Raw genomic sequence first — 14,749 nt, 5'->3', positions numbered from 1 at the left:
TTATAGAATTTCGTTGTAAGAAAACCGTAAAATAATGATTTCAGAGTAGAACCCTAAGACGAAAAGTTTAGGGTTCTTTTTTTATTAAAATAAAATAATGATTTCAACGAAAAAACTATCCACCTATTAGAGTGGATAGTTCCTTTTACTTAATCGCCTCATGAACCTTTAACTGCTTACCTTTTATCGTTGTGTTTTTCATTACTTTTAAAACAAGTGGTCCTTTTCCGTTTAATATCTCAACGTAAGAAACATTATCTTGAATCGTAATAATCCCGATATCATCCGCTGTAACACCTGAAATTTTGGCAATTGTACCAACGAAATCCACTGCTCGGATTTTCTTTTTCTTTCCGCCATTAAAATACAGCTTCATGATTCCCTTATTGAGACTAGCGCTTTTATCTTTTTTCACAATTGGCTTAGCATTTATTTTTCCTTCAAATGCCGCCTTTCTTGTGATAACTGCTTCTTTTGAAGGTGCATCTATTTTTACAATTTCAAAACCGATATACGCTTCGATTTCTGTTAGAAATCTTTCTTCATACGGGGTTACAAATGTAATTGCTTTTCCGCTCTTACCAGCACGTCCCGTTCTTCCTGTACGGTGTACATAACTTTCTTTTTCTAATGGAATATCGTAATTAATAACGTGGGTAATATTCTCAATATCAATTCCTCTTGCTGCTACGTCTGTCGCTACTAAATAACGGAATTTCCCTCTTTTAAAATCATTCATTACTGCAAACCGGTCTTCTTGCACCATACCGCCATGAATTTTATCACAAGGATAGCCAGAACGGTTTAACTGTCTAAATACATCATCTACATTTTCTTGCGTACGACAAAAAACAATGCAACTATCTGGATTTTCAATCGTTGTTATATCTTTCAGAAGAGAGAACTTCTCTTCTTCCCTCACTTCTAAAAGACTATGTTCAATTTTATCTGTCGTAATTCCAGATGCTTGAATCTCAATGTTGATTGGTGATTCCATGTATGTACGAGACAAATTTTCAACATCTTCTGGTAATGTCGCAGAAAAGAGCATCGTCATTCGGTTCGTAGGTAGTTCGTCAATAATGGCTTCTACTTGATCGATAAAGCCCATATTTAACATTTCATCTGCCTCATCAATCACCAAATATTTCAGACGCTCTAACGAGAAAGTCCCCTTTTCAATATGATCTAATACACGCCCTGGAGTGCCGACAACAATATGTGTCTTTTGCTTCAGTTCTAATTTTTGACGTGCAAATGGGGATTTTCCATAAACCGCAGTTGCTTTAATACGCTTAAATCTTCCTATATTCGTAATATCTTCTTTTACCTGCGCAGCAAGTTCTCTCGTTGGTGTAAGAATTAACGCCTGCGGTTTATTTTCTTCCCACTCAACCATTTCACAAAGCGGAATTCCAAAAGAAGCTGTCTTACCGCTTCCTGTTTGTGATTTTACAACAAGATCTTTCTTTTCTAATGCAATTGGGATGACTTTCTCTTGCACTTCTGTTGGCTTTTCGTATTGTAAGCTAGCAAGTGCTCTTACAATTTCTTTACTCAATGCGTAATCGTTAAAACTTTGTGGACTCATGTACTAACCTCATTTTGTTATAGATTCTTGTATGTATTTTTCACCATTGTATGAATACCATATGCATAATTCCCTTTTTTCTCTTTGGCATCATAAACTTGAAATCCAAGTTTCAGCATCTACAATATTCTTAAATGTTCTAAAATTATTTCCTTTAGTAGCTCCCATAATCATTTCTTTGAATCTAATAGTGAATTTTTGCAACATCATTCCTGCTAGACCTGTTTTCAGATTGAAGAAGTCTTCAGAAAATACATCAACGTAGAGTATTAATAAGTATACGTCATTTTCAACGCATATGCCTACAAAATCTAACACATCTTTTTCCGAACAAAGTTGTCTCTCAACAGAAACACATTCCATATATTTTTTTCATCACTCTATAATTCAGTTTGTTCTACAAGCACTGAAATTGAACTCAGCATCTCTTCAATAAACGTTATATTCCACCATAACATGCTTTCTTCCTTTGTTTTAAACCCTTGTATGTGGTAAAAAAAGGTCCTAACCGCTTCTACGCATGGCCAGATGCTCTCGCCCACCTAAAAAGAAATGGGTTTTTGCATTTATATAATCTACCTGAGATTTTAATAAGCCCTTGAAAATCAAATGCGAATCCAATATTCTTATACTATTAACTCTCTACTTAAGGTTGTGTTTAACATGCGTATTAATAAGTTCATTAGTGAATCTGGACAAGCATCGAGACGCGGTGCAGATAAATTAGTCACTGAAGGAAAAGTCACGATAAATGGAAAAGTTGCGAAAATAGGTAGCCAAGTCGAGCCCGGGGATGATGTTCGTGTAAACGGTAACCAAATACGAATGGCAAGTAATTATGTTTATATTGCCTTAAATAAACCCGTTGGTATTACGAGTACAACAGAAAAAAATGTTAAGGGTAATATTGTTGATTTAGTCAATCACCCATTAAGAATTTTTAATATTGGGCGACTAGATAAAGATTCAGATGGCTTAATACTCCTTACGAACGATGGAGATATAGTCAATGAAATTTTACGTGCTGAAAATAAGCATGAGAAAGAATACATTGTTACAGTAGACAAGCCAATTACTTCTGAATTTTTAAAACGAATGGCTGAAGGTGTAAAAATTTTAGGTACGAAAACGCTGCCTTGTAAGGTGGAACAACTTTCCAAATATGTTTTTCAAATCACTTTAACACAAGGACTAAATCGCCAAATTCGTCGCATGTGTGAAGCGCTTGGCTACGATGTGTATAGACTACAGCGGACTCGAATTATGAATATTCATTTAGGTAATCTACCCGTTGGACAATGGAGAGACTTATCTAAAAAAGAACGTAATCGATTATTCCAAGACTTGAACTATGAGCCAAAGGAATGGTAAAAAAAGATGGACCAAAACAGTAAGAAACTGTTTTGGTCCATCTTTTTTACTGTACTATTTTACGTTTTCCTATCTATTTCCCAAATCGTTTGCGATATCCGCATTTTCTATAGAATTCTTCTACTCCCTACCACTTGGGCTATGCCCTGCACGTGCTTGAGGAAGGGGACTTCTGTTGGAATTTTGTTAAAATAATGAGAACGAAGATATAGCAGCGTAACCAAAAGAAGTAAAAAAGAGTTAGCATGACGCTAGCTCTTTTTTACTTCTTTGTTTCAACCTTATTACTTTGTAATTTTAGAATGTTGACTTAAATACTCCTGAACTCCCGGAGAAATGTCAAAGCGGTTCGGTCCTTTATATTCAATAGTAAAATTCTTACCTTCATTTGTTTCAAATGAGATTTCATAACTATCCATTTTATGATTGTAAGAAGTGCCTTTGATTTTCGCATCTAAATCAAAATATTTCGCAATATACTTTTCTGATTCAGAAATGGCTGTTTGTTTTTCCCATGGAGTACCGTTCCATGTGAAGTAAAGAAATAAAGCGGTAACGCAAATGAGAGAGGTTAGTAGAATGGCTACTCTAGTTATGTTTTTATTCACTTCAGTGATTCCTCCGTAACATGATATGAATTTATTTCAACAGTACTCCGACAAAATGTCCCCTTCTTCAAGCATTTGCAGAGCATAGTCCACGTGGTTGGATGGAATGAAAATTGGTTAGTTTTTCATGTAAGTAAATGTCAAGTAACTCCAGAAAGGCATGAAAATCAGTAATCTCTGCATCCTATACCATACATATCAACATCTCTATTATCCTTCAAAACAACCACCTTATCACCATGCTCCCCTAACATATGCAAAATCCCCGCTCTACTCTCTCTTTCAAAATCCCTCGTCCACTTAAACATCTTCAAATACATGTTGAAACTCGGCTTATAGTTTGCTTTTTCAAGCCGGAGTAGTTGTAAAATAAATCTCTTCGTTATTCTATATATCCTCTTCGAAAGGGCTACATCTAAAAAAATGATGATGTCTGCATGTTGAAAACTTTGAGATACCCATGTATGATGAGCCCCTTCAACAATCCATGCATCGGAACTGACAATATCATTCAGCTGTCCATCTCTTTCTTCAGGTGTATTTCTTATATCTCCTTGTTCAGACCGTCTCCAAACGACGTTATCGAGCTCGTAATATGAAATATGTAACTGTGAAGATAACATTCTTGCTAAAGTTGTTTTTCCGCTCCCAACAGAGCCTATGATATGAATTTTATTAGGAAGTTTACTTGTCAATACGACCACCGCTTTATGAATTTATATATTCCTACCTACATCTTCTTCCCCATTCTCCAGCAACGCTGATTGTAAGAATTCCGCTCTTCTCCCAATCTTTCAAGTCCTTGTTTTTCGTAAAATTTGATTGCTCTCAAATTAGACTGTGCCACGCGGAGATGATATTCAAATAGATTACGTTTTTTAAACTGCTCCTCAGCATATTGAAAAAGTTCTTTACTATATCCCTTTCCACGCCCCTCGGGAATTACATATACAAAACTTACATACCCAATCTCTCTTCCTTCATACTGATCATATCGAAGCACCAATTCCCCAACTGCCTGTTGATCACATTCTAAGAGAACAAACCCTTCTGGAAAATGGAATTGCTTTTGCTTTGCATACTTTATATATTCACTCTCATCAAACGCAAGTTCTTCATCTGTATCTGTGAAAAATCTAATAATCGTCTGTTTATCCTTTTCAACATCGACACGACGAAATGTAAGCATTGGCATCATTTCCTTTCATCTCATATTTAAGTTAATCGTACAATACCTTTTATTTCCGCAAAATAAGCCAAAACTTTAGGATACGTATAAGAAATGCTTATGAATCTAGCAAATCACTGTCATTTTCAATCATATCTCTCAAATTCCTTTCATTTAACCCCTTTTGACAAAAATCAAACTGTGTTCCTCTTATTCTTTTCGCACGATCCACTACTTGCCCTACATGATAGGCGGTATGTTCAACAAGATGAAGAAGACTATGCATATCAATTTCTACATTCCGTTTTACCGCTTTCGTAAACGCCCTTTTCCAGTTATCAAAGGTTTCTTTTATCATTAAACATAAATCATATGATGTGATTTCTAAACGAGGGAAGTATTCTTCAATCCCTTCTTCAAACTTTATATCCGGATTCGAGTACCGAACTGTATTTCTTTTTATATGCTCACAAATGTGTAAGGCGATGCCACCAATTGAATTCATCTCCTGCTTCCACAATTCTTCAGTATTTAAACAATGAATTGCTTGAAGTAGTTTCAGACGATAATAGTCGTACATACGATGATAGGTAATTCGAAAAACCAATTGCATGTCTATTCACCCCATATTCCACATAATATTTTATTAAAACAATAATTTTCCATAAAATACATAATTATCTTACAATTAATCTAATATTTTATCCAGAGGTGAAAAAATGATGACTAGTAAAATACATGTATGGCATACCGGACAAGTATACATCGATCAAGCGATGGCATTTCAAGAGAAAACATGGCACCCACTGCCGTATACAGGCTGGTTCAGAAGTTCTGCTAAAAAAAGATGGATGCCTGTTTCCGCATATTTAATTGAGCATCCAAAAGGACTCGTCTTAGTCGATACAGGATGGCACGAAGATATGAGAATAAATCCGAGAAAACATTTAGGTTGGCTTACTTCTACGATGTTTACTGGCACTTTACCAGAAGGGCAGTCAGTTGCGGAAAGACTGCAAGCGAAAGGAATTCAAAACAAGGATATTGATTACGTATTACTGACCCACCTTCACTCCGATCATGTAAGCGGGATAAAGCACGTGGCAGATGCAAAACAGATTGTAACAAGCGAACTAGAATGGAATGCCGCGCAAAAAGACGCTGGATACATCAGGTCAATGTGGGAAGGTGTTTCTATCAATACGTTTCAGTTACACGACATTCCGCACGGCCCTAACCGATTAGGCTATGATGTATTTCAAGACGGTTCTCTCTATATGGTATTTACACCTGGCCATAGTAAAGGATTGTGCTCTGCACTAGTACAAACATCGAAAGGTTGGGTACTATTAGCAAGTGATGTTGGCTATTCAGAAAGGTCATGGGAACAAAATGTATTACCTGGGGTAACGGCTGATAAGGCCGCTGCTCAAAAATCTTTAGATTGGGTCAGAGAATTTAGGAAAAGAGAAGATTGTGTACAAGTGATAGCGAATCATGATCCTGATATTCAGGAACAAGTGATAGAATAACAAAACCACACCGTCGCTAAATCTATAGCGGGGTGTGGTTTCTCACTCAAACATTTCTTAATAATTTTTTGTTTATACCTCTTCTATTTCTGTTAAATGGCATATACAAGAGTAGACATGCAATAAACGCAACAATTTCTAATGAAATAATATAGTAAGGATAAGGACCTAACATATCAAGTAAGGAAGCCGTTTCGGGCTTATGCGCTAAAAACATATAGTTCCCGCCTTTTTTATAGTTTACGAATAAAATAATGGGTAGCAATGCATTTAAAAATAGCATTGTATGCTTAATCGATTGAAAAGTTGGTCTATATCCTTCCACCCATGTCATAAAGAGCGGTGACAAAACGAGTAATGCATGTGCGATGAAAAATTCTATGAAGCGAAAATGCGGAAATGCATACTGTAAGTTTGGAGTTAAAATAGCTTGTGATGCCCCGAGAATTCCTGTAAAAAAGACAATTTCATATAACTTATAACTTTTCGTTATCATCATAATGGATGCCAAAAATAAACTAATCGTACATAACTCAAATGGCAATGATGTACTGAGCTGAAAAATCCCAGCCTTCACTTGCCATATGTCCAATCCAATTTCACTACCTATAAATAAAAAAGCAATTGTATAGCGAACCATCATATTCCACTGCTCTTGGCGTAGTAAATCCTGATAGTGATATAGAAAATACATCGCTAATCCAATAAGAAGAAGTATAATAACATGTTGTTTCGAGTATGGGACAAACGGTTCTAATGGAGCTGCTCGAAAAAATACTTCCATGCTCCCGCCTCCTTTCTACAATATTATTGTAAAAAAGGAAATATTCGTAAACTCTTTTACTTTCTCCAAAGCCCAAAACAGCCACATCACCTCTACAACTGTAGAGATAATGTGGTTTCACTTTTACAAGTCCAAAATCCCTAAAATTTCCTTCGTAAATAATTTGAAGTCACTCAAATGTTTCTCAATAATTTTTTGGACAATCTCTAAGTTTACACTCTGATAATCATGAACAGCAATATTCCGAAATCCTACCATCGCTTTTAAATTATTGCTTAAGTCTTTATTTATAACGTTCGCTTCAACTAGTAAATCAAACGCTTCTCGGCTAGATTGTGGTAATCCTAGCTTCTTACTTGCGACAATATGCATCGCTAAATCAATACTCGCTTCACATGCTCGTTGTATATTTAAAATAATCGAGTCTTGCTTTGTATAATCCTCTAAATTCTCCGGGTTGTTTTCGTATACGTCTATAATTCTCTTTATACAACGTTCTATTGTAGCAATTTTGTTTACAATCACTTCACTCTTCATGTATAGCACCTCTTTTCTTAATATCATCAAATATAACGCGGCGTTCCTCGTTCAATCTTGCATACATTTTAAGAACTTTCATTTCAAATACAATCTTGCGTTCTTCATCCGAACAATATATTGTCTTTCCTTCATGGATAATCTGTGCTTGAAAAACCGTTGATGCCTGTGATAAATCAACTAAATCAACATCTCTATGAACAATATTGGCTAACTCCTGCGCTAGTAAAAAACGTTCGTAATGATCTAAAGCTCCATCACTAACATATGCTATATCGATATCACTATCTGCTCTTGTCCGATTTTGTGCTGTCGATCCAAATACAATAATCCAATATGGATTTACTGTTTTTGTTAACTTTTCGCTAATGGATGCTATCATGTTTTGAGGAATCATATTTCCCCATCCTCCCTTACCATTCTTATCCTTTATTTTAGCATAAGGAGTAATAGACTACATACAAAACCAAAATCGTGGGCACTTAAAAAGTCCCTGATTCAAGATCTTTTATTTTCACAGCGATTTCCTCAATGCAATATTTTATGGTTCATCACCAAAAGACGGGGGTGCCATTTAGATAGATGTACACTCCACTCCGAGTGGACGCTTTCCGCGGGAGTCGCCACTCTCCGTTCCGTGTATTGAAAATGATTCACTTTCAAAAAATCAACCCCATGTTACGGTGATGAACCTATTTTATGGAATAAATTCCCTTATTCTCTTTATAATTTACTTAATACATATTGGTGGTGTAACAATTGAACAGTACAGTACCTCATTACATACACGAACATATTTTATAGTTTATAAGGATGGAGGAAATAAAGTGTTTGAGTTGGTAATATTAGCTTTTTTTATAATGATTTCTAGTCTTTTAGTATTAGTTACCGGTTTGTTTTGGTTTTTAGGTTCTTATTTTACCTTAACTACAAATAATGAAAGATGTTTAATGAAACAAGAATTAATTAAAGTGAGTTTCATATCTTCCTTTTTTTAGTAGGTAGCATTATCTTTTTGCTTGCTTTCTATTTTTCTATATAGCTTCTTAGTACCTTATTTTGATAAAAATTCATTTAAATTTGAAATCCACCATCAAAGATACTTATTATTCCTATACAAATATATGTTTTCATTTCCCCCTCCCTCTTATTCGGAGAACACTTATTTTCCAACACATTAAATACCAATTAATGTATAATGTTATTTGGTAAATTGTTAGTAGAAGTTTATAAGGGGAAAAATAATGAAACTATTACAGAATAAACACGCTTGTATCGGAATCACAGCAAACCTTATTTTTTTCAAATATCTATATATTTTTTTAACCTGTCTTGAATGCTTTTATATGTATGATGCTAATGACCTTGATAAAAGTGAAAAAGTTGAACTTACATATATCTTTTTTGCTTTGTTAGTTCCTTTAGGCATCTCAAATATTTATTCATACATAGCTTTACGAAAACAGGAAAAACCAAAATGGTTAATCATGCTAAATCTAGCTATTTCTATAACTTTCACTTTTTTCACTAGTTTTTGTTTTATTGTTTTATTCGTGTGCATTTAGCAATGATTATACCAATGCTTCAAATAATAACGGAATGGATTTCCAGATAAAGTGAAACTTTAACTTGTCCCCTAATTGCGTGAAAGAACGAAAGGAGATAAATTATGAAAATTCATGTTGAAGCAGTCCCAAACATACCAAGAATTAATAAAGGCGATAATATCGGCGAGATAATTGCCATGTCAGCCGTAAAATCAAATTTTGAAATAAGAAATGGTGATATACTTTGTGTAGCTTCAAAAGCAATCTCAACCGTAGAGGGTCGAGATATAGCTCTTAGTAATGTAAAACCAAGTAAATTAGCGAATGAAATACATGAAAAAGTTCCAAGAAAAGACCCTAGAATTATTCAAAAAATGATAGATGAAACAGGGGATCCATTTGGTCGTAAGCTAGAAATAGACAATGACTACATTGGCGCTTGGCTGCCAAATGGAATGCGTTTAACGAGTGCTGGGATAGACAAAATCGATTCTGAACACGTTATGCTCTTACCAGAGAACCCCGATTTAAGCGCAAAAAGAATTAGCGAAACGGTGCAAAAAATTCTTAACGCTAAAGTCGGCGTGATCATTACTGATAGTGATGGACGTATCGAAAAAGCGGGAGCGACTCAGATTGCCATCGGTCTATATGGCATCCCAGCTTTGAGAACGAGCGAGGCAATCGATCCAGTTACCGGTGAAATAAAGAAATCTGTAGAGACCTTTTGCGACCTTCTTGCCGCTACTGCCGCCCTAATAATGGGACAACGAGGCACAAATAAACCAGTAGTTAAAATTAGCGGCGTTGACTACGAATTTAATGAAAATAGCCAAATCATTGATTCGCTGAGTAGAGTTCCAGAAGGGTATTTACATTCCCATAAGAGAAATTCGTAATTTTGATGAAAAATAGTTTAGATTTAACTTTTTTGTGTCTAAACTATTGCCTTAAATCCAATTTACTATTAGACTCATTTGTTTCTTATATATGCGTAAAACTATATAACTGAAATACAATCATTCATTGTTATAACACACTTTAAAGGGGCTATCATTTATGAAAAAATTTACTTGGGCATCCTATACAGCACTTACGATAAGTCTATATCCGTTTCTTTATTTTCAAATTTCCAAACAATATGAACAACATCATATGGCCACTGGTGACCCTTCTTTACCATACGAACCAATATGGATAGTTCTTTACTTCTTAAGTCCACTCCTTAGCATGGCTATTTCTATTGTGGGATTAATACTGGAAGAAAAAGAAATAGAAAGCCCTTGGATGTTTCGAATAAGTATCATTATTTCAGTTGTCGCCATCTTTTATCATGCGACCCAATATGGATATTCCTTTATTTGGACCCCATCCCCTGGAACACCGTAATCTTAACTAAGCAACCTTATATGTAAAAGCATTGAAAGTATAAACTTTATGTATCCTACCAAAACTTCTACCTGCTCATAAAATAGTAATATCGTATGAGATAGCACAAATATGCCATCCCATACGATATGCATTATGTAGGCAGCTAAATTCGCTTGGCCCACATACCATATGACGGAAAAACCTCTTTCAACTTCGCAAACGTTTCATCACACCACGCTTTGGAGTTGAAATCACCAATAACGATACGCTGATTTCCATCGTCAAGAGATTGCGTCCACATTCCGTAGTCAGGGAAAATACCTTTGATTGTGTGGTATACATCTTCCATCCATCCATTTGAATTGAAGTCTCCTACAAAAATACGATACAGTTCCTGAGCATTTGTGAACCATTCAAGCGATTTATCTCCGTTTAAAGCATTTAAATCTACTTTTCCAATCCCATCAAGCCATCCCCCTGTTTCACCATCTGCATATTGCCATAAGTCGCATGCATATTTAGGTTTTCTTCCTCCATATCGTGGAATCCATAAGAAATCAGCTTGTACATTTTGTAACCCGTAAGATCCATGCATATGATGCGATACATATAACCCAACTTTCCAACCAGCATCCTGGCAAGTAGTAATAAATGCTTGTGTTGCTTCTGCTAGATTTGTAGCTCCGCAGCTTGCGAGCGTATCATCTTCAACATCTAATACAAGAAATTTTGCATTTGGATTTACGCGTGCCAGAAAATCTTCGGCCTCTACAATGGCATCTGTAATGCTTACATAACAACCGTAAGCATAAGCAGCATGAGGAATTCCATACGCTTCTAAATTTTGGACATGTTCATTGTACAGTGGGTCTATCTTCCTTGAGCCATATTGAACGCGACAGATTGCTAGATCCAGTTGCGGCGCAGCAATATCCCAATCGATATTATCATTGTATTTAGATAGGTCTACGATATGTTTCGGCATGATTCAATGTCCCCCTTTCTCGTTTTCGTAATATAAATAATCGTTCTACTAGTATATTTGGCAATCATGCCTATCAACTTAAGAAATTCATTGGTCCCCAAAACGAAAAAACAAGTTGAATTCCTATAAAAGTCCACCAACAAAATTAAATTTATAATTAATTACATGATATAATAAATATAGGAATATTATGTTTATAGGAGGATTCAAATTGGTTAAAAACTTACCTTTACTAATAGTTATTTTAATGCTAGGTGTAAGTTCTTCTACATTAAGTATGAACGGATACTTTTCTCCAGTTATAGAATGGTCTTTAATGATTATAAGCATTATTTTAAACATTACTGCAGTTATAGGTTTATCACTACACGTCTTTGTATATCAACCTATGAAAAGATTTGAAAAAAATTTAAAAGGGACTTTCAAATAAAATAATTATATATGGGATCCCGCCTCATCGCTATCAAGCTAAGATTTTGCACTATCCATAAAGCAAAAAAGACGTTATCCTTTCTGTATATTTCTACAGAGAGAATAACGTTTTTTTGTACTTTGAAACAGTCTAAATCCTTAAATTAAGAGTTACGTCTTGAAGTATATATGTGACTAATTTGATAAACGATAGGGTATAAAAAGACCAAAAAGATTAATGGTTTATTATGCATGTGGTTAAAATTCCATGTTCCTTCCGATAAAAATAAAGTACCTAAAGTTAATATGTACATTACAAAACAACAAATTGACAAGCTTTTCTGTCTGATATGTAAAAACATTTCATCAATAAAATGCTCGCTCTCCTTTTTACCTTTAAAAATTCTCTTCATAAATAAAGATTGCAAAATGATTGTTGCTACAAATAACGAGGTTATAGAAAGCTGTTGCTTCTCATACCATTCAAAAGCAAGTAAACCCATAATCACAATGTATAAACAAGTAAATAAGATATTAATTCCATTTTTCATTTGTTTCTTCTCCCTATCTAGCTTCTATAAATAATTGATCAACCGTTACACCAAGGGATTTAGCTAAATTAAAAGCAAGTTCCAATGTAGGATCATATTTGTTATTCTCAATCGCATTAATCGTTTGTCTTGAAACATGACATAATTTAGCTAAATCTTCTTGGGAAAGCTTTTTCTCTTTACGTAAAATACGAATTATGTTCTCCATTTTTATGAACATCACCCCTAGTTTTGTCAAAAACTTTTTACATTATTAGTTTATATAATTCTGTTATTAATGTCAAAAGTTTTTTACATTTTTAAAAAAAATAAACGATAGTCCTTCTACATCTTAGATAGAAAGAATACCGTTTTTTCGTTTTGGAGGTACTTTAAAATCTTAGCTTGATAGCGATGTGGCGGTACCCCAAAAAGAGCCACATCATACTAAATCTGCAAAATATAGTATAGCTACAACTTTTTCACCAATCTTTATTCCAAAGATACATGAAGTTCCCTTATTCAAACTACTATCCATTCATATAAAAAAACCACACCATCTCTAAATCTTTAGAAACAGTGTGGTTTTCATTTTTATGCGAGCGCAGATGTCTGATTTTGTTGATCGACCGGTACAACTGCATCTGTTAATGCTGCGTCTAATTCAGCTGTATATTTCCGCTTCTCTTCTCCGTTCCAGTTTAATGCTTCTGCCATGTAGTTGATAACTGCGTCTTTCCATTCATATACCCAGTGAATGTTGAAGAATACTGCTCCCATACGGCGTACGAAGAAATCGACTGGTTTTGTTGTCATTTCGAACTCCATTGCGTATACGAGTGGGAGAAGTACATCAAGCGGCATGTTATGGCGCTCTGCATCTCCTTTATATTCCTTCGCTAATTCGAAGAGTACATCGACGTTTGAACCGTAGAATTTTGCGAATTGCTCTGCTTGTTCTACTGTTAAACCGTATTTTGTTCCTTCTTGTGCTTTTTTCGCGATGAATGTTGGGAAGTTTTTCGAACCGCCCACATGACCGCCAGAGATTGGCATATGTTTCGTTGCACTTGCTGGGTATGAACCGTGACCTTCTTTTTGCATTAAAGATGTTACATAGTCTAGAACCATCTCTGCCATTTTACGGTATCCTGTTAATTTTCCGCCGGCAATTGTAATTAAGCCAGACTCAGAAGTCCAAATTTCATCTTTACGAGAAATTTCAGATGCGCTCTTTCCTTCTTCATAAATTAATGGACGAACGCCGGCCCAGCTTGATTCGATATCTTTCTCTGTAATGTTTACGCTCGGGAACATGTAGTTAATCGCATTAATGATATATGTGCGGTCTTCTGTCGTCATTTTTGGCACCGCTGCATCTTTATCGTAAAATGTATCCGTTGTACCTACGTATGTTTTACCTCCGCGCGGAATCGCAAATACCATACGTCCATCTGGCGTATCAAAGTAGATTGCTTGCCCTAATGGGAAACGTTTTTGATCGATGACAAGGTGCACACCTTTTGATAACTGCAGTACTTTCCCTTTTTTCGAATTATCTTTTTCACGAAGTGTATCGACCCAAGGACCTGCTGCGTTGACGATCTTTTTACCGTACACTTCATATACGTTTCCGTCTAATAAGTCGACTACACGGACGCCGCATACTTTTCCATCTTTGTATAAGAAGCTGTCTACTTTCGCATAGTTGACTGCTTTTGCACCATGTTTAATTGCTTCTTTCATGACTTCGATTGTTAAACGTGCATCGTCTGTACGATATTCTACGTAGTAACCGCCGCCTTTTAACCCTTCTTGTTTCACAAGTGGTTCTCTCTTCATCGTTTCTTCGCGGCTAAACATTTTTCTGCGCTCGCTTTTCTTAACCCCTGCTAAAAAGTCGTATACGCGAAGGCCGATTGATGTACTAAATGCACCAAACGTACCGCCTGTATGGAACGGCAGCAGCATCCACTCCGGTGTTGTTACGTGAGGGCCGTTCTCATATACAATAGCACGTTCCTTCCCAACTTCAGCGACCATCTTCACTTCAAACTGTTTTAAATAACGTAAACCGCCGTGAACAAGCTTTGTAGAACGACTTGATGTACCCGCTGCGAAGTCTTGCATTTCAAATACAACTGTTGATAGCCCGCGTTTTGCTCCGTCTAGTGCAATCCCTGCCCCTGTGATTCCACCGCCGATGACAATCACATCTACCTCTTGTTTATTTACTTCATTTAAAACATTTTGACGTTGTTTACTTGAGAATTTCATGATAATTCCTCCCTTTTATTAGTAGAGTAGAAAACTG

At 35.6% G+C, this 14,749-nt stretch carries 18 protein-coding genes; 5 read left to right on the top strand and 13 right to left on the bottom strand.

Annotation, left to right across the window (positions count from 1 at the left end; translation table 11 throughout):
- Positions 1-145: 145 nt before the first annotated feature.
- Together V7024_RS15470 and V7024_RS15465 are read right to left on the bottom strand one after the other, a co-directional pair.
- Positions 146-1,591: a DEAD/DEAH box helicase gene (locus V7024_RS15470; RefSeq protein ID WP_335521468.1), complete on the bottom strand. Its 1,446-nt coding sequence runs from the start codon at positions 1,589-1,591 to the stop codon at positions 146-148.
- Between the two features lie 90 nt (positions 1,592-1,681).
- Positions 1,682-1,954, bottom strand: coding sequence for a DUF4180 domain-containing protein (locus V7024_RS15465; protein ID WP_335521467.1), 273 nt, complete (start codon positions 1,952-1,954; stop codon positions 1,682-1,684).
- 291 nt (positions 1,955-2,245) lie between these two features.
- Here V7024_RS15465 and rluF point away from each other — a divergent pair, with 291 nt between their 5' ends.
- Entirely contained in the window at positions 2,246-2,962 is a 717-nt protein-coding gene (rluF, locus tag V7024_RS15460; RefSeq protein ID WP_335521465.1) for a 23S rRNA pseudouridine(2604) synthase RluF, read from the top strand.
- 284 nt (positions 2,963-3,246) lie between these two features.
- On the opposite strand, the gene V7024_RS15455 is transcribed toward rluF, so the two are convergent.
- The 4 genes from V7024_RS15455 to V7024_RS15440 form a co-directional block, all read right to left on the bottom strand.
- A complete protein-coding gene (locus V7024_RS15455) occupies positions 3,247-3,579 on the bottom strand; it encodes a spore coat protein C (RefSeq protein WP_335521550.1) in 333 nt (110 codons plus the stop codon).
- A gap of 158 nt (positions 3,580-3,737) precedes the next feature.
- On the bottom strand, positions 3,738-4,265 hold the full coding sequence (locus V7024_RS15450; RefSeq protein ID WP_335521463.1) for a DNA topology modulation protein FlaR: 528 nt from the start codon (positions 4,263-4,265) through the stop codon (positions 3,738-3,740).
- Positions 4,266-4,300: 35 nt separating this feature from the next.
- Positions 4,301-4,759, bottom strand: coding sequence for a GNAT family N-acetyltransferase (locus V7024_RS15445; protein WP_335521462.1), 459 nt, complete (start codon positions 4,757-4,759; stop codon positions 4,301-4,303).
- A 97-nt stretch (positions 4,760-4,856) separates the two neighbouring features.
- Positions 4,857-5,351, bottom strand: coding sequence for a hypothetical protein (locus V7024_RS15440; RefSeq protein WP_335521460.1), 495 nt, complete (start codon positions 5,349-5,351; stop codon positions 4,857-4,859).
- Between the two features lie 109 nt (positions 5,352-5,460).
- On the opposite strand from V7024_RS15440, the gene V7024_RS15435 reads away from it, so the two are divergent.
- On the top strand, positions 5,461-6,270 hold the full coding sequence (locus tag V7024_RS15435; protein ID WP_335521458.1) for an N-acyl homoserine lactonase family protein: 810 nt from the start codon (positions 5,461-5,463) through the stop codon (positions 6,268-6,270).
- A 46-nt stretch (positions 6,271-6,316) separates the two neighbouring features.
- On the opposite strand, the gene V7024_RS15430 is transcribed toward V7024_RS15435, so the two are convergent.
- From V7024_RS15430 to mntA, 3 genes are all read right to left on the bottom strand, one after another.
- Entirely contained in the window at positions 6,317-7,054 is a 738-nt protein-coding gene (locus V7024_RS15430; protein ID WP_335521456.1) for a YwaF family protein, read from the bottom strand.
- A gap of 123 nt (positions 7,055-7,177) precedes the next feature.
- Entirely contained in the window at positions 7,178-7,591 is a 414-nt protein-coding gene (hepT, locus tag V7024_RS15425; RefSeq protein WP_335521453.1) for a type VII toxin-antitoxin system HepT family RNase toxin, read from the bottom strand.
- Positions 7,581-7,988, bottom strand: a complete 408-nt coding sequence (gene mntA / locus V7024_RS15420) for a type VII toxin-antitoxin system MntA family adenylyltransferase antitoxin (protein WP_335521451.1) — start codon at positions 7,986-7,988, stop codon at positions 7,581-7,583. The genes hepT and mntA overlap by 11 nt, the downstream gene beginning before the upstream one ends.
- A 1,272-nt stretch (positions 7,989-9,260) precedes the next feature.
- On the opposite strand from mntA, the gene V7024_RS15415 reads away from it, so the two are divergent.
- Positions 9,261-10,037 carry a coenzyme F420-0:L-glutamate ligase gene (locus V7024_RS15415; RefSeq protein WP_335521448.1) on the top strand — a complete coding sequence of 259 codons (777 nt, stop codon included), beginning with the start codon at positions 9,261-9,263 and terminating at the stop codon, positions 10,035-10,037.
- A gap of 160 nt (positions 10,038-10,197) precedes the next feature.
- Positions 10,198-10,527, top strand: coding sequence for a hypothetical protein (locus tag V7024_RS15410; RefSeq protein ID WP_335521446.1), 330 nt, complete (start codon positions 10,198-10,200; stop codon positions 10,525-10,527).
- A gap of 145 nt (positions 10,528-10,672) precedes the next feature.
- On the opposite strand, the gene V7024_RS15405 is transcribed toward V7024_RS15410, so the two are convergent.
- Positions 10,673-11,494 (bottom strand): GH25 family lysozyme, encoded by an 822-nt coding sequence (locus V7024_RS15405; protein WP_335521444.1) that lies wholly within the window; start codon positions 11,492-11,494, stop codon positions 10,673-10,675.
- A gap of 211 nt (positions 11,495-11,705) precedes the next feature.
- Between V7024_RS15405 and V7024_RS15400 the strand changes: the two genes are divergently transcribed.
- On the top strand, positions 11,706-11,924 hold the full coding sequence (locus V7024_RS15400; RefSeq protein ID WP_098918265.1) for a hypothetical protein: 219 nt from the start codon (positions 11,706-11,708) through the stop codon (positions 11,922-11,924).
- A 145-nt stretch (positions 11,925-12,069) separates the two neighbouring features.
- On the opposite strand, the gene V7024_RS15395 is transcribed toward V7024_RS15400, so the two are convergent.
- The 3 genes from V7024_RS15395 to V7024_RS15385 all read right to left on the bottom strand — a co-directional run bounded on the left by V7024_RS15395 (position 12,070) and on the right by V7024_RS15385 (position 14,712).
- Entirely contained in the window at positions 12,070-12,456 is a 387-nt protein-coding gene (locus tag V7024_RS15395) for a hypothetical protein (RefSeq protein WP_335521441.1), read from the bottom strand.
- A 13-nt stretch (positions 12,457-12,469) separates the two neighbouring features.
- Positions 12,470-12,664, bottom strand: a complete 195-nt coding sequence (locus tag V7024_RS15390; protein WP_335521439.1) for a helix-turn-helix transcriptional regulator — start codon at positions 12,662-12,664, stop codon at positions 12,470-12,472.
- A gap of 365 nt (positions 12,665-13,029) precedes the next feature.
- A complete protein-coding gene (locus V7024_RS15385; protein ID WP_335521437.1) occupies positions 13,030-14,712 on the bottom strand; it encodes a glycerol-3-phosphate dehydrogenase/oxidase in 1,683 nt (560 codons plus the stop codon).
- Between the last annotated feature and the right edge of the window lie 37 nt (positions 14,713-14,749).

The organism is Bacillus sp. JJ864, assembly GCF_036963045.1.
In the GTDB taxonomy this organism is placed as follows: domain Bacteria; phylum Bacillota; class Bacilli; order Bacillales; family Bacillaceae_G; genus Bacillus_A; species Bacillus_A pseudomycoides_C.
This window is presented reverse-complemented; position numbering and strand designations above follow the sequence as displayed.